Here is a 20,407-nt window from a genome sequence, read left to right as displayed (position 1 = left end):
TGTTTAATGATTAGTGGATAATGATTAATGTTTAATCATTAATTTCAAACTTCCAAGTCTCCGTCGATAATCTCATGCCAAGGCAGGCCTTGTTTGTTGAGCTGTTCCATGAACGGGTCCGGATTGAATTCTTCAACATTCCATACACCCGGTTTTTTCCACAATCCCTTGAGGAACATCATGGCACCAATCATGGCGGGCACACCGGTGGTATAGCTTACGCCCTGCATACCGGTTTCCTTGTAGGCCTCCTGGTGGCTACAGTTGTTATATACATAGTAGGTACGCTCTTTGCCATCCTTTAGTCCGCGGATGCGGCAACCGATGGATGTTTCGCCTTCGTAGTTTTCGCCCAGGTCTTGCGGGTTGGGGAGGACGGCTTTCAGGAATTGCAGCGGAACAATCTTCATGCCGTTATATTCCACTTCGTCTATGCGTGCCATGCCGATGTTCTGGATAACGCGCAGGTGGGTTAGATACTCTTGTCCAAACGTCATCCAGAAGCGTGCACGCTTGATGGTGGGGAAATTCTTCACCAGAGACTCCAGTTCTTCGTGATAAAGCAGGTAGGAGTCGCGCGGACCGATGTTCGGATAAGTCAGGTCTTTGTGGATTTCCAGCGGCTTGGTTGTCACCCATTCTCCGTTTTCATAATAGCGGCCGTTCTGTGTAATCTCACGGATATTGATTTCCGGATTGAAGTTGGTGGCGAATGCTTTATGATGATTTCCGGCATTGCAGTCTACGATGTCCAGATATTGTATTTCGTCAAAATGATGTTTGGCGGCGTATGCAGTATAGATGCCGCTCACTCCCGGGTCGAAACCGCAACCGAGGATGGCGGTCAGTCCGGCATCTTCGAAGCGTTTCTTATAGGCCCATTGCCAACTGTATTCAAAGTGGGCAACATCTTTCGGCTCATAATTGGCGGTATCCAGATAGTTGACTCCACTTTGCAGACAAGCCTCCATGATGGTGAGGTCTTGGTAGGGGAGGGCTACGTTGATGACGATTTCGGGTTTGAAACTATTGAAGAGTGCTACCAGTTCGTCCACGCTGTCGGCATCTACCTGGGCGGTTTTGATGTTCGGGTTACCGATTGCCTTGACAACAGCGTCACATTTGGACTTGGTGCGGCTGGCTATCATGATTTCTGTAAACACATCAGGATTTTGAGCCACTTTGTGCGCAACAACGGTACCTACACCGCCTGCACCGATAATAAGAACTTTACCCATTTCTTTGTACTATATTATTATATTAGGTTTATAAAAAATACGGAGAGCAAATATAAGGGTTAATTCTTAGATAAACATTAAAATCCTGCTAAATACTTTGGGGCAAATGCTTCAAATATTAAACAAATTACTTGCATTTGGGTTATTTTCTATATATTTGCCCCTTGAATAAATTAACTTAAACAACGAATAACAATGAAAAAAGTATTTGTTTCCCTATGTATGGCAAGCGTGTTGATGGGCTTGTCTTCTTGTGCATCAACCAAAAATGCCGCAACTCTTTCTTCCATCAGCGGTGAGTGGAATATTATTGAAGTGAATGGTACTGCCGTAGTCCCTGCTCCGGGTCAGGAATTTCCCTATATCGGTTTTGACACAAAGACTGGAAAAGTATTTGGCAACAGTGGTTGCAACCGTATGATGGGTTCGTTTGACGTGAATGCCAAGCCCGGCACGATTGACCTTGGCGCTTTGGCAAGTACCCGTATGGCTTGTCCGGATATGACTGTAGAAAATAATGTGTTGTCGGCTTTGAACAAAGTGAAAAAGTATAAGAAGCTGGGAAAGGAAAATATAGCTTTATGCGGTGCTTCCAATCGTCCCATAGTCGTGTTGCAGAAGAAAGAGTCCGTTTCCAAGTTGTCTGATTTGGAAGGAAAGTGGATAATTAGTGAGGCTGCGGGCGAGGCTATTCCCGACGGAATGGAGAAGCAGCCGTTCATTGAATTTAATATTGCAGAAAAGCGCTTGCACGGCAATGCGGGTTGCAATCTGATTAACGGCGCTTTCCAGGTTGATGATGAAAACCCGTCGGCAATCTCTTTCCCGCAAGTTATCAGTACCATGATGGCATGCCCTGATATGGAGGTGGAAGGCCGTGTGCTGAAAGCCTTGAATTCCGTTCAGTCTTTTGGCAAGCTGGCAGGCGGAGGCATCGGGCTGTACGATGCTGACAATAACCTGGTGATGGTGTTGGTGAAGAACTGACAAGATAGGTTGAAATAAAAAAGGCTCTTACAGAAATAATCTGCTAAGAGCCTTTTTTGCATCTTGACATAAAAAGGTCTTTTACTTTTTCTTTAATCCTGCGCGTATCCGGCTCAGGGATTGTGGAGTGATGTAGAGATAAGAAGCCAGATACTTGAGCGGTACATCCTGCAGCAGTTCCGGATTCTCTTCCATCAGCGTCATGTACCTTTCTTTGGCAGTGGGAGGGGTGCCGTAGGCTACTGTGGAACTGTCTACCGACAGAATTTCCCGCTCAAAGATTCTTCTGCCGAAGTTGGCCATGTCTATGGAATGCGAGAAAAGGGCTTCCAGCTCAGGCTTACTGATACAATAGGCGATGCTTTCATTCACCGATTCGATGTTGATGAGGGAAACCTCGCTGTCCACATATCCCCACGATGAGAAAGCTGTGTCGCCCGGTGCGGCGAACCAAAGGGAGTTTTCCGTGCCGTCTGTCAGGTAGTAGGCGCGCCAGATGCCTTTCTTCAAAAGATAGAAGTTGCTGTTCCTTTCCCCTTCGCTGATAATGAGTTCTCCCTTGCTGAAACGAACTTCTGCCATGTGTGACAGAAGTTCGTGCAAAGTGTTTTCCGGTAGTTTATACTTCTTGCAGAATTTCTTTATCATAGTTTCCATGCTGCAAAGATAGTGTAAACCGAAGACAGGACTTTTATGCTTGCATGAAAAAGTTATGTTGGGGTACAGCCCATCTTGTCTAAAGATACGGATTTTTCTTTATGCTCCTTTTTCCCGGATATGTAAATCACGAGGATAAAGAGGGTTGTCAGCATTTCTGCAAGAGGAGTGGCAAGCCAGATTCCCCGGTCTCCCAATAGCAGGGGCAGTCCGAAAAAGCAGGCTGTCAGCAGGATAAAACCACGCAGCAGGGTGATAACTGTGGCATACTTGGCACGCTCCACACTCTGGAAATAGCCGATGGATACGATGTTGACGGCAAAGAACACGAAGCCGGTGGCATACAAAGGCAACCCTTTTACCGCTATGTCATAAGCCGGATAACTGCGGTCTATGAACATGCCGACAATTTCAGGGCTGCAGAATATTGTGGTCAGGGCAAAACATACCCCGCAGCCTATGGCCGTTTTCAGTGCCAGCAAGTAGGCGCGGCGGACACGTTGGCTCTCGTTCAGGCCGTAGTTATAACTGATAATCGGCTGTGCCGACTGCGCAATGGCATTATATACCATAAATATAATAGGAAAGAAATAGCAGGCAATGCTGAATGCCGCCACTCCGTCTTCCTTCAAATAATGGATGAACACCTGATTGCCGACAAACATCATGCAGGCAATCGCCACCTCGCACAAGAAGGCGGAGGAACCCAATCGGCACATATAGCCAATGTTACGGCGCATCAGTTGCATGCTTTTCCGGCTCATCTTAATGGGGTGGAAGCGCAGTGCGCACCGGCGGCGCATCAGATAGAATACTATCATCAATGCACCTACCGTGGTACCTATGGCACTTGCCAGTGCGGCACCGAACATTCCCCAGCCAAAGGGGAAGATGAACAGATAATCCAATAGGATGTTCAGAACGGCAGCCACCACATTGCACATCATGGCGAAGTTGGGCGAACCGTCCAGCCTCAGAAAAAACATTCCCGAATTGAGTAATGCTGTGAACAGAGAGAAAGGCACAAACCAAAGCATGTATTCCACAGCCAATGGCGTGAGCCGTTCGGACCCTCCGAGCAGCTTTACCACCTGCGGGGCAAATGAACAGAATAGGGTGGAGGTACACATCAGCAGCAAGGAAGATATGACTACAGACTGTGTGATGTTGATACGTGCCACCTTGACTTTTCCGTGTGACAGATGAATGGAGGCCACCACAGAGGCGCCGACTCCGAACATAAGTCCCACACCCGTAGAGAACAACCATAGCGGTGCCACAATGTTGACCGCCGCCAAAGCATCACTGCCAATTCCTTTTCCGACAAAGATGCCGTCGGTGATAACGAATAGTGCAGAGAAAATCATCCCCAGTACAGTAGGGAGCAATAGTTTGCGGAACAATGTCTTGATGTCCGTGTTCTTGAAGTCGATACTGTCTCTCATCTTTTCCATATTCATCTTATTTATTTCTTTATATGTGAAAACCAATCATTTCCGTTGCTGCGATTAAGCCCAATGTTAACTAATCCTTAATCGTTCCACCATGGTGGAACGATATTTCCCTCGTGGTGGAATGATATTTTCTCCACGGTGGAACAATATTTCCTCCATGGAGGAACGGTTAAAGGTATGCAAGGAAAATGATTAATGTTGTTCATGTTTTATTATCTCTGATTCGAGCGACAAAAGTAGAGCTTTTGAATGGAATGGAAATTAACAAATGGTAATTTCCGACAGAAAAAATGATTTTAATTCTGCCAAACTGACAGATAAACTGCCACAAGTATAAATCTGCGGCTGCTCTGAACAATTTGGCACAACGTTTGTCTTTTTATTGGCGTCTGCCACTGAGGCGGACGTCGAAACAGAATAATAACAAATAAAAAAATAACGATCATGGGAAAAATTATTGGTATTGACTTAGGAACAACAAACTCTTGCGTTGCAGTATTCGAAGGTAACGAACCTGTAGTAATTGCAAACAGTGAAGGTAAGCGCACCACTCCTTCAGTAGTAGCATTTGTTGATGGTGGCGAACGTAAAATCGGTGATCCTGCCAAGCGTCAGGCTATCACGAACCCCACCCGTACGGTTTTCTCCATCAAACGTTTCATGGGCGAAAACTGGGACCAGGTGCAGAAAGAAATCGGCCGCATGCCTTATAAAGTAGTAAAGGGTGACAACAATACTCCGCGTGTAGACATCGACGGACGTCTCTATACTCCGCAGGAAATCTCTGCAATGATTCTGCAGAAGATGAAAAAGACTGCCGAGGATTATCTGGGACAAGAAGTGACAGAAGCCGTAATTACCGTCCCCGCATACTTCTCCGACTCCCAACGCCAGGCTACAAAGGAAGCCGGACAGATTGCAGGTCTTGAAGTGAAGCGTATTGTGAACGAGCCGACTGCCGCAGCTCTTGCTTACGGTATTGACAAGTCTCACAAGGACATGAAGGTTGCCGTATTCGACCTTGGTGGTGGTACATTCGATATCTCTATCCTCGAATTCGGTGGCGGTGTGTTCGAAGTATTGTCAACCAACGGTGACACTCATCTGGGTGGTGACGATTTCGACCAGGTAATCATCGACTGGCTGGTTCAGGAGTTCAAGAACGACGAAGGTGCCGACCTGACTCAAGACCCGATGGCTATGCAACGTCTGAAGGAAGCTGCCGAGAAGGCTAAGATTGAGCTGTCCTCTTCTACCAGCACTGAAATCAACTTGCCGTACATCATGCCCGTAGGCGGTGTGCCCAAGCACTTGGTGAAGACGTTGACCCGTGCCAAGTTCGAGGCTCTGGCTCACAACTTGATTCAAGCTTGTTTGGAGCCATGTAAGAAGGCTATGAGCGATGCTGGTCTGAACAATGCGGACATCGATGAAGTAATCCTTGTAGGTGGTTCTTCACGTATTCCGGCAGTACAGAAGTTGGTAGAAGATTTCTTCGGTAAAGTTCCTTCCAAGGGTGTGAATCCGGATGAGGTGGTGGCCGTAGGTGCTGCCGTGCAAGGTGCCGTTTTGACGGACGAAATCAAGGGCGTTGTATTGTTGGATGTTACTCCGCTTTCTATGGGTATCGAAACTATGGGCGGTGTGATGACGAAGCTGATTGATGCCAACACTACCATCCCCTGCAAGAAGAGCGAGACATTCTCTACTGCTGCCGACAACCAGACGGAAGTTACCATCCATGTATTGCAGGGTGAGCGTCCGATGGCTGCACAGAACAAGTCAATCGGTCAGTTCAACCTGACAGGTATTGCTCCGGCACGTCGCGGTATTCCTCAGATTGAGGTAACGTTCGATATCGACGCCAACGGTATCTTGAAGGTGTCTGCCAAAGATAAGGCTACCGGTAAGGAACAAGCTATCCGTATCGAAGCTTCCAGCGGTTTGAGCAAGGAAGAAATCGAAAAGATGAAAGCCGAAGCCGAAGCCAATGCCGAAGCAGATAAGAAAGAGCGTGAGAAAGTAGACAAGTTGAACCAGGCCGACTCTATGATTTTCCAAACCGAAAATCAGTTGAAGGAACTCGGCGACAAGCTCCCTGCCGACAAGAAGGCTCCGATTGAAGCTGCTTTGCAGAAGCTGAAAGATGCCCATAAGGCTCAAGACCTGGCTACCGTAGATTCTGCCATGGCCGAACTGAATACGGCATTCCAGGCTGCAAGTGCTGAAATGTATGCCCAGAGCGGTGCTCAGGGTGGTGCACAAGCTGGTCCTGATATGAATGCAGGGCAACAAGGCGGTGCTCAGGATAATACAAAGCATGGCGATAATGTGCAGGATGCTGACTTTGAGGAAGTGAAGTAAGTATCGGTAAACAACGATAATTACAAATAAGAATATAGGGTGTAACTCAATTAGTTATGCCCTATTTCTTTTTATATCACTTTTCTTTGACTTTGCTTGTTATTCGGATTTTTATTGTATATTTGTACCATAATTGTTCCGCGACAAAAAAGTAGATAACGTGCGACAAAAATATACATGCTCAAAAATAACAAATTATAAGTTACTGTATGCCAGCTGCAAAATTTGAAATAAAGCGTAAATGCTCGATTTGTGGAGAAGAGTTTTTAGCCAAGACCATAGAATCGTGGTATTGTTCTCCTCGATGTTCTAAGATTGCTTGGAAACGTAGAAAAGACGAGGAAAAAAGAAATCTTAGGCTGGATGAAGTAGTAAAAAGTATTCCTAAAGACCAAGACTATATTAAGGTATCAGAAGCCTATGCCTTGTTTGGAATTAGTCGTGATACATTGTATCGTCTCATTCGTAAAGAGACCATTAGTCACATAAATCTTGGGACGAATCAAATCCGAGTAAGTAAGGCAGAACTGTTGAAACTCTATCCTCTCCGAAAGAAAGCTCTCACAAAGCCAAAGCCTATTGCAAAGCTGTATAGTTTGGAGCCAAAAGACTGTTATACCATTGGAGAAATTACAGAGAAGTTTCTTGTAAATGAAAGTACGGTTTATCTCCATATACGCAAATACTCTATCCCTACCCGGCAGATAGGTAACTTTGTGTATGTACCCAAGAAAGAAATTGATAACTTATATAAAGGTATGAAGCGATGAAGAAAGCATTAGTCAATACACGAGTGTCGGTAAAGCTCCGTAAGTCTGAATATCGTGATGAGTGGTATCTTTATGTGGAATCTTATCCTGTGTTCCAATCCGGTAAAGATACTCCGCAAAGAGTACGTGAATATCTCAATCGTACTATTACGACACCTATTTGGGATAAGTCACGTAATGCAAGGACTAATGCCGATGGCAAAACCTCTTATAAACCAAAGCGAGACCTGAATGGTATTATACAATGCAAGTCCCAATTAGATCAGGAATCATGTATCTATGCAGATAAAATCAGAAGCATACGGCAAAAGGAATATGATAATGCGGCTCTTTATGCTGATACCGATGCTGAACAGGCAGAGCAGTTAGAACGCTCTAGGAGCAATTTCATTGAGTACTTCGACCATGTGCAACGAACAAGACATGCCCATAGTTCCGATTCTATTATTGTCAATTGGAGGCGAGTACATGAGTTACTGAAAATATTTGCAAAAAGCGATACCATTCTCTTTTCGCAAATAGACTTAAAGCTGGTTGAATCGTTCCGTCAATTCATAATGAACGCACCGCAAGGTGGTACTAAACGAGGTACAATTTCTCAAAACACAGCTTCTACATACTTTTCCATCTTCAAAGCCGGATTGAAGCAGGCTTTTATAGACGGCTACTTGACTATTGATATTTCTGCGAAAGTCAAAGGTATTCAGGAGAGGGAAAGCCGAAGAGAATATCTCACTGTAGAGGAATTGAACCGACTAGCTCAAACACCTTGTGATCCATTACTGAAACGTGCTGCTCTGTTTTCTGCTTTAACAGGAATTCGTCACTGCGACATTCAAAAATTGAAATGGTCGGAAGTAGAAATGTTCAATGGAGGCTATCGACTGAATTTCACTCAGCAAAAGACAAAAGGTGTTGAATATATGCCCATATCAGAGCAAGCATTTAATCTTTGTGGAGAACAGCAGGAAGGAGAACTTCTTGTGTTTGCCGGATTGCCAGATCCGTCGTGGATAAATCGCCCAGTCAAGAAATGGGTTGAAGCAGCAGGAATATCCAAACACATTACATTTCATTGCTTTAGACATTGTGCATTTTCTTTCTCGCTAAAATTCAACAGCTTACAAAATATCTCAACTTAATGGGTAACGATTTAGAAACCAGCGAAATTCTGTATCTCACCTCATTTTGCACTAATTCAAAAGAACGCTTTCTGTTTACAAAGGTACTAATTATTATCCAGTTTTTCAATATCGCTATACCCATAAATTTTAAACATTGTATAAAAAGTATTTTTACGAGTAAGATGCTGTATATTTACAAATTATCAAGTTGACAATGACTGTTTTTAGCTTTTTCAAGTTCGTTGCTCCATTTCATAATTAGAGCTTGTTTGGTAAAAGGCGGCAATTTGTTAAAATCGACTAATTTATCACCTATATAGTTTAATGCCAATTGTATAAATATGGGTTTACTTACTGGTAATTTACCCTCTCTTCCAGCATAAAAAATATCTACTTGGTCAATTAATTGCAATTTATCTTCTGTTAGATTAATAAAACTTCCATCTGTCATTACTTGCAAAAAACGGTTGAAAATTGGATCAAAAACAGCATTCCCTAATTTTTCCATCATTTCTTCTTTAGCGAAATCTTTATTGCAAAAATTGATGGAATTGTTTAGGTACGGTGTAATCATTCCTTCAAAATGTTCTGAGTAATATGGTTTTGGCTTGGGATAGCTGTGTCGTTGAATAAAAATACATAAGTCTAAGCTTTCATTTAATGATGTAATTATATCCGAATATGATTGTGAATTTGTAAACCGATTTAGTGGAATGTTTTTGTTTCGAATATAACATATGATTAGATAAGAACCTCTTTTTTCAAACAAATCATCATTTTCACAAATATAAGCTACTTCTTTTGACTTTAAGATTGGAGTTTCAGATGATTTATTGTAGATTTCCATTCGACGGATAGCAATATTGAATATTGGTTGAAAATCATCTATATTATCTGTTGAAGTCCATCGTTCTCCTCTTCCATAAGGATTCGAATATTCTACATTTCCTCCGTCTTTTATTTTATGTAAAAAACTTCCATCTTTATGATACGACATTTCTATTTGGTTGACAAATCTTGATTTGTCTATCTCACTTTCAGTCAGATATCCTTTTTCATTATCTTGGTCGTTATTGGTTATAATTGCCAAACCGTTGTAATAATCAGTTATTTTCAAATCTACGATTCCATTTGTACCCATTTGGATGATATTGAATAATCCATAATATCGACTATTCATTTTGAAGTATACTTTGATTTTCTCTCCTCTATTCATAGTGTCAAATCTTTTAATTTTCAATACAAAATTAGCTATAAAACAATGAAATACGGACAATAACACAGTATTTTTGATTGAAATAACCTTTTGCAGATAGTCAAATTCAATAAATTATTGACTATAATTGCTTGAATTTGTATTTCAATCCATACTCTTCCAGCTTGCTGTACAACGTTGTACGCCCGATTCCGAGCAGTTCGGCGGCGACCTTGCGGTTCCCGTTCGCTTGCTTTAACGCACGCAAAATCCGTTCCTTGTCTTCCGCATCGCTGCGCAGGGCGAAGCTGACGGGAGAGCTCTGTTGCGTCACGGCGAGCTCCAGATGCTCTTTCGTGACAAGCCCGGTCTGAGCCTGCAACACCGCACCCATGATTTTCTGCCGAAGTTCACGGACATTGCCCGGCCAAACATGGGTCAGCAATGTCTTACGGGCTTCCCCGTCAAATCCGATAACATCGCATTCCAGTTCTTTGTTTGCTGCCTCACGGAAGAACTCAGCCAACGGCATGATATCCTCCTGACAATCACGCAATGGCGGGACGGTTATCTCGAAGTCATGCAGACGATATAACAGGTCTTGCCGAAATCGCTTTTCATTCACAGCCGCCTCCAGATCTTCGTTGGTGGCGGCGATGATACGGACATTGAAACTTTTATCCGTCTTATCACCTATCGGGCGGTATCTCCGTTCCTGTATGGCTCGGAGTAACATCTGCTGGGTTTCCATTGCAAGATTGCCAACCTCATCCAAGAACAGCGTACCGCCTTCCGCCTCGTGAAAATAGCCTTTCTTGCTATTGTCCGCACCCGTAAACGCTCCTTTGACGTGTCCGAAGAATGCCGACGGCGCAAGTTCTTTGGTGAGTGAACCGCAGTCCACCGCGACGAACGGTTTTCCCACCCGTTTGCTCTTATCGTGCAGAAGATGGGCAATATGCTCCTTGCCGGTACCGTTCTCCCCGAATATCAGCACGCTCATGTCAGTAGGAGCCACCAGCCTTATTCGTTTCATGATAGCTTGAAATGCCGAGCCGTCACGGGAAAATACCGGCATACGGTTTCTCCCGATACTCCTTTCTTTTAATATGGTACGGAGCAGAGGGACAAGTTTGTCTTCCACAAGCTGCTTAGGTATGTAGTCCAGCGAGCCGAGTTTCATGCTTTCGACTGCCGTATGTACTTCGGCATAGTCGGTCATGATGATGAAAGGCTGCATCATACCTTCCTTGCGCATCCAGCGCAACAAGTCGATACCATCGCCTTCAGGAAGACGCAAGTCTGAAACTATGATGTAGTTTTCTGTCGCTTGTTGCAGAAGTTTCTTTGCCGTTGAGAGATGGAAAGCCTGCACAGTACGGAATCCCTCCCGTGCCAGCAGGTTGCAGACAAACTCGCAATATACGATATTGTCCTCCACCACGATGACTTTTGTTTTATCGTTCATTATTATATTTTCTCCTTTCCTCTTTTGCCAATCGGATAATATCCGTACCCATATCCAGTACGGCAGTCACGGCGTTGTTTAGTGCTTCGTTATCAGGAGTGCTATTTCCATGAAGCAGTTTATAAAGTTCTCTCAGCGGTTGGTCAGCACGGAGTATCTCCCATGAACTTCGCAGATGGTGTATAAGGGCTTCCAGTTCTTGAAAATCTGTCTTTAGTTCCGCTTCCCTAATTATCAGCATTTCCTTTTCGGTTTCCGCTATCAGTTTCTCCAGCATGACGGCTTCATTGCCATAGGACAGCAGGGAGGTGAAATCCGGCTTTTCATTACGGTTGCCTTTCATGGCGCACTTGTCTGAAACCTCCATCAGCTCCGATATGGAGAACGGTTTGAGCAGGCAACCAGAGAAACCACGTTCCATAAGTTCCTCCTTGCTGCAACTGCCCGAAGCGGTTGTCACGACTACCGGGATAGTCTTTGAATTGCCCACATTGGAGGTGCGTAGCAGTTCCAACAACTCGAAGCCATTAATCTCTGGCATATTCAAATCCGTAAGCAACAGACTGTATTCTTTCCGGCGTATCATTTCCATCAGCTCCGCAGCACTATTGCAGGTGTCGCAGTGTATCCCTTCCTGCGCATACATCTCTTTAAGCATCAGTAGCAACACTTCGTCATTGTCGATAGCAATTACCTCATGATACGCCTCATTATGGCGGACATATCTTTGACGGGATTGTACTGTCTGTTCATCAACTATCGGCATAGGTATTTCCACCGTGAAGCGGCTGCCTTTGCCTTTTTCGCTCTCCAGCCGGATTGTGCCGCCAAGCATCGCCACGATGCGCTGCACGATGGATAATCCTAATCCGAAGCCGTCCTTTGCGGCGGCATTAGACAGACGTTCAAAAGCACCGAATACCCGTTGTTGTTCCTCATCGGTCATACCTGTTCCCGTATCTTCAACAATGAGTTTCAGTGTACCGTTATTATAATTCGTTATCAGGGATATACTGCCGTTATCAGTGAATTTCATGGCATTAGACAACAGGTTGTTCCCGATTTGAATTATTCGCTCTTTGTCAGTTAGCACAACGGAATCACATACGTTCTTCACTGTCAGCGATAGTCCTTTGTTCATGGCTATTGGTATGAACTCCGTTTCAAGTGTGTGCGTGATTGCTGAAATTCGGCAAGGTGAAAGACGTGGTTGTTCTTTGCCATTGTCTAAACGGAAGAAGCCCAACAGGGTATTGAGCATATCCCGCATACGGTCTGAGGATTGCTGTATGCTTTGAAGAAAATGCACATTGTTTCCATTGCTGCATTCCTTCCATAACAATTCGGTATAGCCGATTATTGTCGTCAATGGTGTACGCAACTCATGGGTAATAGTATGTACCGCTTTCTTTCGGGAGGCTATGAGTGCCTCATTTTGCTCGATTGATAGCTTCAGTTGCTCGATTAGATCTGTCGTTTTTCGTTTGTACCGCTTGATACGTTTGGCATCTCTGTGTATGATTATATAGGAGATAATCAAAAGTAATAGAACGAAGCCAGTCTGACCTCCAATCTGTATAAACGACTGCTCACGCATGGTAGCGATCTCTATGTTTCGCTTTTGCAAGTCAGCTTGTACTTTTTCATCCATTTGGCGAATTAGTTCTTGCAGTTGTCGGTTAAGTTCCACATTCCTTGCAGCAAGACTGTCGGCGTGTTCCGATAGATGGTGGCTTTGCGCCTGTTGCTCGGCTATCATATCCCGGTTGAGGGAATGGAGCATCGTGGTGGTTACGGTTGGTTTTGGTCTTTCTCTTGCCGAATATGCCAAGAAACCCTTTTCGCTTTGGCTTTTGTGGCTGCTCCTGTACGCTTTTCTGCACGATTACAGGTATCTGACGGGCTATCTTCTCGTTGAGAGCCTGCTGTTCGTCAAGCATCTGGACAATCCGGTGCATTTGCTGCTCCTTATCTTCAAGAAGCTGGCGCACGCTGTCGATGCGCTCTACCGGATAAATCGTTTTGAAACGGCATAGCATACTGTCCATCGCCATACGCTGAATATGGTAACATTCTAAATCTTCATCATCCCATTCCAATACGCTTTCGCCTAAAAGAGACAACTTTATCAGCTGGATATGGATAATGTTTATTTCCTTACGGAAACTCTCTATCTGCCGGTTCATAGTTTCTAGTCTCTCCATGTCCCGCCACTCGCTGAACCAAGTGTAAACGATACCGCTCACCAACAAAGCTATCAGCAGGTAACCCAGAGCCGTCAGTGTACGGATATTTTTTATTTCAATAACCTGTTTCATGAGACATCATAAGACCGCTATGTTTTTAGTTGAACTCATATCATCAATAGATAAAATTGGCGATGTGGCAAAGGACAAGGATAGGCATTATTATAAATTTCTCCTGACCCGTTTTAACTGTATCTTGCAGATTAACCTATGAAATGGTTTTATTATTGTAAAATAGAATTTTCCCATACGGTTATTGTATCTGACTTTTGTACAAACCGATAGATATAGGCTGTCATTCATGCGCTTTTCGGTCATAAATGCAATAACAAAATCAAGGTGTTTGTCGTTTTTGCTTATTGTCGCAAGGCTATCGGATTCGACAATGACAAGCTCCGATAAATTCTTCTCTCCTTTCAGACCATAAAGTTTTACTATGGCATTACGAAACTTCATCAAGGCAGTAATCCACTGCGGTGCGCAGAAGAATCTATCAGTCAATTCTTCTGCACTTATCAGTCGTGTGGTATGGACTATTTCACTGTAATTATCAGTATAATCAAAATACTTGTTTAGTTCCATGATGCGTAAAAGACTTTACTGTCACAAATTCTTCACCATATAGCGAATCACAACAGCTTTGACATTAGCTTCCGGGTATTTGTTTTGGTAATATGCCGTAAGGTCTTTATATAGCCATATCTCAACATTCTGCGGTGCAGGTGTTCGATTCTGAGCATATATAAACACATCATATTGCATTACAGAGTCTTCTATATCATCGCCTGTTACAAAATTAAACTCTCCATATCCGGCAACTTTACTTTCCGGCGGAAGGAGTTTATATGATTCAGGGAACTCTGTTGGTTCCTTGCCCCTGCTAATCAAAAAGCCTTGATTAACAATGTGCATATCGACATCCAATAAGAACCATTTACGTGTTCCTGTAAAAGCAATATAACAACGCAAGCCTCCGAATTTATAGGTTGCATCGGTTTTAAGGTCATTTTCAATCTCATCTTTTTGGTCGGCTTCAATGGCATAAGCAAATTCAGGATTGATATACGGACAACGTTGCTCAAAATACCAGTCCGGGATGAAATGAGGAGGTAAATTTTCAGAGTCCTTGCATTCTTTCGATATGACTTCCAATAGTTCGTATTCAGTCCATGCTGGATCCCTCATACTATAATCCAGATAGCTCGTTTCACTGATGCGTATTTGGTACTCATATCCTTCTTCATATTCAAACTTACCGATGTTTCCATGAGCCTCCCAATCGGTGGACTGCTCGTTTTTTACAGCATATACATCTGCAAGTACATTGCTACCACTCGATGTTAAAACACCGGGGAGTTTTACAGAAGCTACCGTAAGCGTGTATTCCTTATAATCGGTTATCTTCCTACCTTCATCATCATCGTCATTACACGCAGTCAGCCCTGCCATAGTAAGAATAGCTACCAATAGTATTGTGAAATAATTTTGTTTCTTCATTTTATTGTTTCTTTATAGTAAATTCCACCTTTTGAAGACCTTTTTGGCAATAATTATATATTTCTCTCCATAGGGATACTTACAATACCCTTATTAAGTTCTTTTTCACCCACTTTTTTGAAGCCTAAAGATGCGTAGAACGTTTCTGCATAGGTTGAAGAATTAACCGTTATGGTTGCAAAATTACAATCACTCATCACATAGTCAAATAGCGATTTCCCTATTCCTTGCCGATGATAGTGCGGCAAGACAAAGAAGAGGGATATATGTTGCTTTTCCCGATGTACACCGATTATTCCTATCAATAAATGCTTGTCAAAAGCTCCATATATGTCAAGTGCATTCATCAACGATGTGTCATACACGAAACTTTTAAAGGTTGCGACACCTTCTTGGGTGAAATCATTCCTGCCACATTCCATACATACTTGATAGGATAAATTGGCAGCATTGTTATATTCTTCTTGTGTTAACTTGCGTATCATAATATTCATATCCTAAAATCAGTTCTTAGCAATTCATAACAATGACAATCTAAAAATCTCCCATTCTTGAAACAGGCATTACGATGTATGCCACATTTGCGAAAGCCTATTTTCTCTAATACTCTCATTGATGACATATTACCGGCATAAACATTTGCATAAACACGTATCACATCTGTATGGGAAAAATAGCTACGAATAGCAAGTACTAACATTTGAGTCATAATCCCTTTACCCCAATAAGGTTCGGCAAGCCAATACCCTAATTCAGCATTGTATCGTTCCACGTCAATGCCACGAGAAAAACTTATGTTGCCGACAGCCTCCTGATTTACTTCGATGCAATAATTATTTTGTTCGCTTTGATTTAAAACGAATCGGATAAATTGTTGCGCATCGCTCTCAGAGTAAGGATATGGCAGACTATCACGGCAATTATCCCATATCTTTTTATTATTAAGATATTTAGCCAAGGTGGAAAAATCATCTTTAAGCCAACGTCTTATTTTGCATTTATCCATATCTATTCCTTTTGTTTTATTACTGCAACTTTCACTAACGCCAAAATTCTTCGTGGATTTGCCCGTTTGTCCGATGTGGAACTTACGTTAGTTGGCAGGTAATAAATAAGCAAAGAAAGAGAAGGCCTGCCAATACAATGCAGCTTATGACTAAAAAGGCTCTATTGAGTTTCTTACGCTCCAATTCCTCCTTTTCCAATGTATTCTTTCGAATATCCTCCAATTGTTCCAACGAGAGGTGGGAGGAGAGAGAGGAGGCACTTACTTCGAGCAATCGGCGACGAGTTTCCTTCATCCGCTCACGCCCTATCTTGCGCAGTGCCCTGTTCTCCTTATCTCGCTGGAGCATATCGCTCACACAGCCTAATGTCCCCATTTTATAGTTAATATTTAATGTTCCAACCTTGATGTCTCAATTTCTTCTTGTAGTATCTTAAAGATACGTTCCAAATCATGCCCGTGCGGAGCAGTGATTTGAAAAGTACCGCTTTCTATTCTTGCATTGACCATCGGGGCGGTAATGACCGTATCATTAAATACAAAACCTATCCGTTGCCCAATAGCTTGTTCTGTAGCATCTGCCCATACTTTTTGTTTCTGCTTATTTACCTTTCCCGATATAACCCGGAGACCATAATCATCAGAAACAAGTTCTATCGCAGCAAAGTCCTTGACGGTTACCATCGGACTGTTTGCAAGGCTATCCTTCTGTCCGTCTGTGATAAGATACCAACCGTTTTCCCGATGCAGCATCGAAGCCTCTTTGCATGAGACCACAAGCATAAATAAACAGCAGCCTATTACCCTTATTGCGGTTTGTGCATTTCTAAAAGTTTTCATCATATCAATACAGTTTGGTCAATATCGCCACTGATTTTTCCGGACGATAAGACTGAAGTACAATACTATTCTTGGACTTTTCAATAACTGTCCAATTGCCCACCAAAGCACTACTCTCAAAAGTAATGATTCTACCGTCTATGTAATAGTATAAGTCCCATACTGCAGAAGGGTCACCGCTACCTTCACCATTGATACTTTTTCCCTGAGTCTCAGTGAGAAATTCCACAATCAGATATTCTTCGTGTACGACCTCTTTTCCATCTGCGTCATAATCGCAAACACAAGCATTCCAAGTTGTTTGCAACAGTTCCGAAGCGGTCAATGTTGGATCAGAATCATTGTCATCATCACTGCAACTCGCCAATAGTCCAATACTTAGAAGCAATATCATGCTCCACAATTTAAGTTGATAGTTCATATTATCCAATTTTTTAGTTTGATATTATACATGTTTTTAATTATAACCTTCTCTTCGCCTCTGAACCGGAAGTTTTACGCTCATTTGTTCCATTCACTTTCTTGTTCCCAAAATAGTAGTTGAAACGAAGACCGACACCGATAGGTTCCCCTTTAATTAGACTGATACGTTGTATATTATCGGTTTCATACTTATTCCGCCAATGTGTTGTCATCTTTCCGTCATACATATATAGGTTACAAAAACCATATAAGGATAATTGGCACGCCTTGAAACGTTTTTTCAATTGCCCATACAGATAGAGTTTCATTGGAGTTTCGGTATAGTAAGAAACATCTTTAGTATTGTACGACACATTCATATCAAACGAGATTTTATGCTGTTTTGACAAAGTGAAGTTATTATTCAAATCCATCTGAAATACCCCATTATGGTACCCTTTGGTATGGGTGTTCTCATATTCAATGTCATTCATGCGCTGCCACAAATAAGAAACCGTTATATCCAAGTTGGCATACTCCTTCAAATAAGAGGTATTTGTATTCAATGCAAGCATGACATACTCAAACCTTCCCGCATTAACAGGAGTGGTCACCTGTATGTTGTCATCTGTAGCAAACGTCAGTTCATAAATCTGATTATTCACACGCTGATAGGTTGCCTGAAAAATGTATCGCTTGAAAAATTGATATTGCAAAGTCTGTCCGTACATGATTTCCGGATTCAACTTTGCATTTCCTGTCGTATAGCTTGTTGCAGATGTATAAACTTTAAACGGATTAAATAAAGAAAATACCGGACGTTCCATTCGATTGGAAAAAATGTATGAGAACACATGATTGGGTGATAACCGGTAGTTGATATACAGATTCGGCAATACCCTTACAAAATCATTCTTCGATTTCTCTTGCAATGAGTATTGTCGGGTAGTATAGTCAGTATATTCCAATCGACAGCCCAAACGGGTTGAAAAACCGGAAATCCATTCTCTTTTCCAACTGGCAAACAAAGCAGAAGTCCATTCTTCCAATGCAAAGTGACTGCTTTGTTTTTTATCTTCTACATAACCGTCATCTGTACCTTGCATGAAAGTGTCTTTATTGTCAATCTTTGAATAATAGCTATCTAAACCAGCTATTAATTGATTGTTACCTACGTTTTGCCTATATTCCATTTTGCTTGACCATATATTACTGCTTTGAGGTACAATCTCCTGATAATAGTTATAAGGCGAGAGATATTGCAGGTTATCATCCAAATTGTCCATACGATTCCATACAAACTGTTTGTTTCGGCTATAGATGTAATCGAAATCAATATTCAACACTTGTCCCTGTTGGTTGAAACGATGTTGGTAAAATAAATTAATGCCCGCATCCGTTCTGTCGCGTCCCAAATCGTTATTATGTTGTACGTTCAATATATCTTCCTTATCCGCATCCGTTTGTTTTAACCGTCCTTTATCAGTCCAGTCAAGTTTGGAATAAGAGAAATTGAGGTTACCTCCTAACTCGTCCTTGCCGGAGAGCTGGTATGACCAATCTATGGTTCCATTTGCACGTCGGGTAAATCCTGTTATTTTGCTTTTCTGCCATACTGCTGTGGCAGTTTCTTTTAGAAAACTTTCCGTTTCATCTTTCTTCCAGTCGCTTTGATTAGAAAAACCGACCATGCAATTCAGTGCCAATTTATTCTTGTGATACATTAGATTTAGATTGCCGCGCTCTTTCATGTAGTGTGTTCGCCATACTTGTGCGGACAATGAGCCTTGTAATCCTTCATCCTCCTTCTGCTTCAACAGGATGTTGATAATACCAAAATTTCCTTCTCCCCGAAACGAACTATTTGGAGAGTGGATGACCTCTATGCTTTTTATTCGATCAGCGGAAAGCCCCTTCAAATAATCACCTACAGCATCTGGAGCAAGTTTCTTTTCTCTACCATTCACATAAATTTTCGTTTCACTTTTTCCGATGATAGAAAAGTGTTGCCCATCCGAAGCTACGAAAGGAACGTACTTAAAAGCCTCCAAAGCATTGTCATCGCTGAATGGGTTGGCATCCATATTATATACCAATCTGTCGCTTTCCACTTTGGTTCGTTGTCTTATTCCTTTTACAATTACTTCATCCAATTTTATGCTATTATCTTCTTTCAGAATAATTTGCAAATGGTTTATACTTGTAGATAAAGGACATATAGTTTGTTTATATCCCAAACAACTAATGAGCAATTGGTTGGCACGTGCATCTGGAGCGAGGACAGAAAATCGCCCTAAACTATCAGAATATACGATGTTATACGCTGTTGTATTAACTAATGAATCTTTTAGAATCACAACCGCATCAGCGACGGGGGTATTCTCCGTAGTATAAATCTCTCCTGTCAGTTGGGATCGGGTTTGCGAGTACATCTCAATCCCACTTACAAATATAAATATGGTAAACAAAATATGTTTCATACCTTTATGATTGAATATTTCTGCAAAATTACAGGTATAAAACGAAACAACTCTCAAACTATTTTGAGAGTTGCATTACGGGCACTTATTTAAGAGTATTATTCCTTGCCAAAAGTAATTTCTTTGCGGATACGGCTAAGGTAGGTCGGCGTAATTTGCAGATAAGAGGCAAGTTCTTTGAGCGTAATATCTTGCAATATATTAGGACAGCGTCTTATCAACTCCCAATACCGTTCTTTAGGAGATTGCCGATAAAGATTGAGGTATCTGTCATGAGTTTGCCGAAATAACTCTTCTGCCATAACGCAACGTAATTCTATATTTTCTTTCAGTATTTGTCTAAAAAGATTAGTGCTACAGACCCATATGTCTGAATCGGTTATCGCTTGAAGAGCCACCAATGACGATTCCTTCCGAATGGAACTATAGAAGTCTCCGGCTAAAGTATCGCACAATGCAAGCCCCGTGATATGTTCATTTCCATCAGTATCAATGATAGTATATTTAAAAGCACCGGATGTAATGAAACCGAAATACTTAGGTGTTTCTCTGCGATGAAGAAAATACTCTCCCTTTTTATAATGGCAAAGTTTACCCTCTTTGACGCAAAGTTCACGCCAAAAATTCAGGTCTATCTTATCTATATATGGGTTGAAATTAGCCTTGCTTTTCATCTGCT

At 42.2% G+C, this 20,407-nt stretch carries 17 protein-coding genes and 2 pseudogenes; 4 read left to right on the top strand and 15 right to left on the bottom strand.

Annotated elements, in window-relative coordinates; genetic code table 11:
• Positions 1 to 44: 44 nt before the first annotated feature.
• Positions 45 to 1,238, bottom strand: coding sequence for a saccharopine dehydrogenase family protein (locus DWZ03_RS05995; RefSeq protein WP_005831761.1), 1,194 nt, complete (start codon positions 1,236 to 1,238; stop codon positions 45 to 47).
• Positions 1,239 to 1,433: 195 nt separating this feature from the next.
• Here DWZ03_RS05995 and DWZ03_RS05990 point away from each other — a divergent pair, with 195 nt between their 5' ends.
• Positions 1,434 to 2,225, top strand: a complete 792-nt coding sequence (locus DWZ03_RS05990; protein WP_005831757.1) for an META domain-containing protein — start codon at positions 1,434 to 1,436, stop codon at positions 2,223 to 2,225.
• An 81-nt stretch (positions 2,226 to 2,306) separates the two neighbouring features.
• Here the strand turns inward: DWZ03_RS05990 and DWZ03_RS05985 are convergent, their stop codons facing one another.
• Entirely contained in the window at positions 2,307 to 2,882 is a 576-nt protein-coding gene (locus DWZ03_RS05985; RefSeq protein WP_005831755.1) for a Crp/Fnr family transcriptional regulator, read from the bottom strand.
• A gap of 53 nt (positions 2,883 to 2,935) precedes the next feature.
• Entirely contained in the window at positions 2,936 to 4,336 is a 1,401-nt protein-coding gene (locus DWZ03_RS05980; protein ID WP_061411738.1) for an MATE family efflux transporter, read from the bottom strand.
• Between the two features lie 444 nt (positions 4,337 to 4,780).
• Here DWZ03_RS05980 and dnaK point away from each other — a divergent pair, with 444 nt between their 5' ends.
• The 3 genes and pseudogenes from dnaK to DWZ03_RS05965 form a co-directional block, all read left to right on the top strand.
• Entirely contained in the window at positions 4,781 to 6,700 is a 1,920-nt protein-coding gene (gene dnaK, locus DWZ03_RS05975) for a molecular chaperone DnaK (RefSeq protein WP_005831748.1), read from the top strand.
• 209 nt (positions 6,701 to 6,909) lie between these two features.
• Positions 6,910 to 7,470, top strand: coding sequence for a helix-turn-helix domain-containing protein (locus tag DWZ03_RS05970; protein ID WP_057280670.1), 561 nt, complete (start codon positions 6,910 to 6,912; stop codon positions 7,468 to 7,470).
• Positions 7,467 to 8,558, top strand: a pseudogene (locus DWZ03_RS05965) (site-specific integrase); the annotation flags it as partial. The gene DWZ03_RS05970 and the pseudogene DWZ03_RS05965, both read left to right, overlap by 4 nt.
• Positions 8,559 to 8,787: 229 nt before the next feature.
• Here the strand turns inward: DWZ03_RS05965 and DWZ03_RS05955 are convergent.
• From DWZ03_RS05955 to DWZ03_RS05900, 12 genes and pseudogenes are all read right to left on the bottom strand, one after another.
• Complete coding sequence (locus DWZ03_RS05955) at positions 8,788 to 9,810, bottom strand: hypothetical protein (RefSeq protein ID WP_120129481.1); 1,023 nt, start codon at positions 9,808 to 9,810, stop codon at positions 8,788 to 8,790.
• Positions 9,811 to 9,931: 121 nt separating this feature from the next.
• Complete coding sequence (locus tag DWZ03_RS05950) at positions 9,932 to 11,257, bottom strand: sigma-54-dependent transcriptional regulator (RefSeq protein ID WP_120129255.1); 1,326 nt, start codon at positions 11,255 to 11,257, stop codon at positions 9,932 to 9,934.
• Positions 11,247 to 13,575, bottom strand: a pseudogene (locus tag DWZ03_RS05945) (ATP-binding protein). The gene DWZ03_RS05950 and the pseudogene DWZ03_RS05945 overlap by 11 nt, the downstream one beginning before the upstream one ends.
• A gap of 90 nt (positions 13,576 to 13,665) precedes the next feature.
• The gene (locus tag DWZ03_RS05940) at positions 13,666 to 14,085 is read right to left on the bottom strand and encodes a DUF2867 domain-containing protein (protein WP_120129252.1); all 420 of its coding nucleotides are present in this window, start codon (positions 14,083 to 14,085) and stop codon (positions 13,666 to 13,668) included.
• A 21-nt stretch (positions 14,086 to 14,106) separates the two neighbouring features.
• Positions 14,107 to 15,000 (bottom strand): DUF4377 domain-containing protein, encoded by an 894-nt coding sequence (locus tag DWZ03_RS05935; protein WP_120129249.1) that lies wholly within the window; start codon positions 14,998 to 15,000, stop codon positions 14,107 to 14,109.
• 53 nt (positions 15,001 to 15,053) lie between these two features.
• Positions 15,054 to 15,485, bottom strand: a complete 432-nt coding sequence (locus DWZ03_RS05930) for a GNAT family N-acetyltransferase (RefSeq protein ID WP_120129479.1) — start codon at positions 15,483 to 15,485, stop codon at positions 15,054 to 15,056.
• 5 nt (positions 15,486 to 15,490) lie between these two features.
• Complete coding sequence (locus DWZ03_RS05925; RefSeq protein WP_165859853.1) at positions 15,491 to 16,012, bottom strand: GNAT family N-acetyltransferase; 522 nt, start codon at positions 16,010 to 16,012, stop codon at positions 15,491 to 15,493.
• A gap of 76 nt (positions 16,013 to 16,088) precedes the next feature.
• Positions 16,089 to 16,382 carry a hypothetical protein gene (locus tag DWZ03_RS05920; protein ID WP_120129243.1) on the bottom strand — a complete coding sequence of 98 codons (294 nt, stop codon included), beginning with the start codon at positions 16,380 to 16,382 and terminating at the stop codon, positions 16,089 to 16,091.
• Positions 16,383 to 16,396: 14 nt separating this feature from the next.
• Positions 16,397 to 16,849 carry a SecDF P1 head subdomain-containing protein gene (locus DWZ03_RS05915; RefSeq protein ID WP_243634949.1) on the bottom strand — a complete coding sequence of 151 codons (453 nt, stop codon included), beginning with the start codon at positions 16,847 to 16,849 and terminating at the stop codon, positions 16,397 to 16,399.
• A gap of 1 nt (position 16,850) precedes the next feature.
• A complete protein-coding gene (locus DWZ03_RS05910) occupies positions 16,851 to 17,267 on the bottom strand; it encodes a hypothetical protein (RefSeq protein ID WP_120129240.1) in 417 nt (138 codons plus the stop codon).
• Between the two features lie 40 nt (positions 17,268 to 17,307).
• Positions 17,308 to 19,728: an outer membrane beta-barrel family protein gene (locus DWZ03_RS05905; RefSeq protein ID WP_120129238.1), complete on the bottom strand. Its 2,421-nt coding sequence runs from the start codon at positions 19,726 to 19,728 to the stop codon at positions 17,308 to 17,310.
• Between the two features lie 98 nt (positions 19,729 to 19,826).
• Positions 19,827 to 20,402 carry a Crp/Fnr family transcriptional regulator gene (locus DWZ03_RS05900; protein WP_120129235.1) on the bottom strand — a complete coding sequence of 192 codons (576 nt, stop codon included), beginning with the start codon at positions 20,400 to 20,402 and terminating at the stop codon, positions 19,827 to 19,829.
• Positions 20,403 to 20,407: the final 5 nt, after the last annotated feature.

The organism is Bacteroides sp. AF29-11, assembly GCF_003602895.1.
Classification (GTDB): Bacteria; Bacteroidota; Bacteroidia; order Bacteroidales; family Bacteroidaceae; genus Bacteroides; species Bacteroides uniformis.
This window is presented reverse-complemented; position numbering and strand designations above follow the sequence as displayed.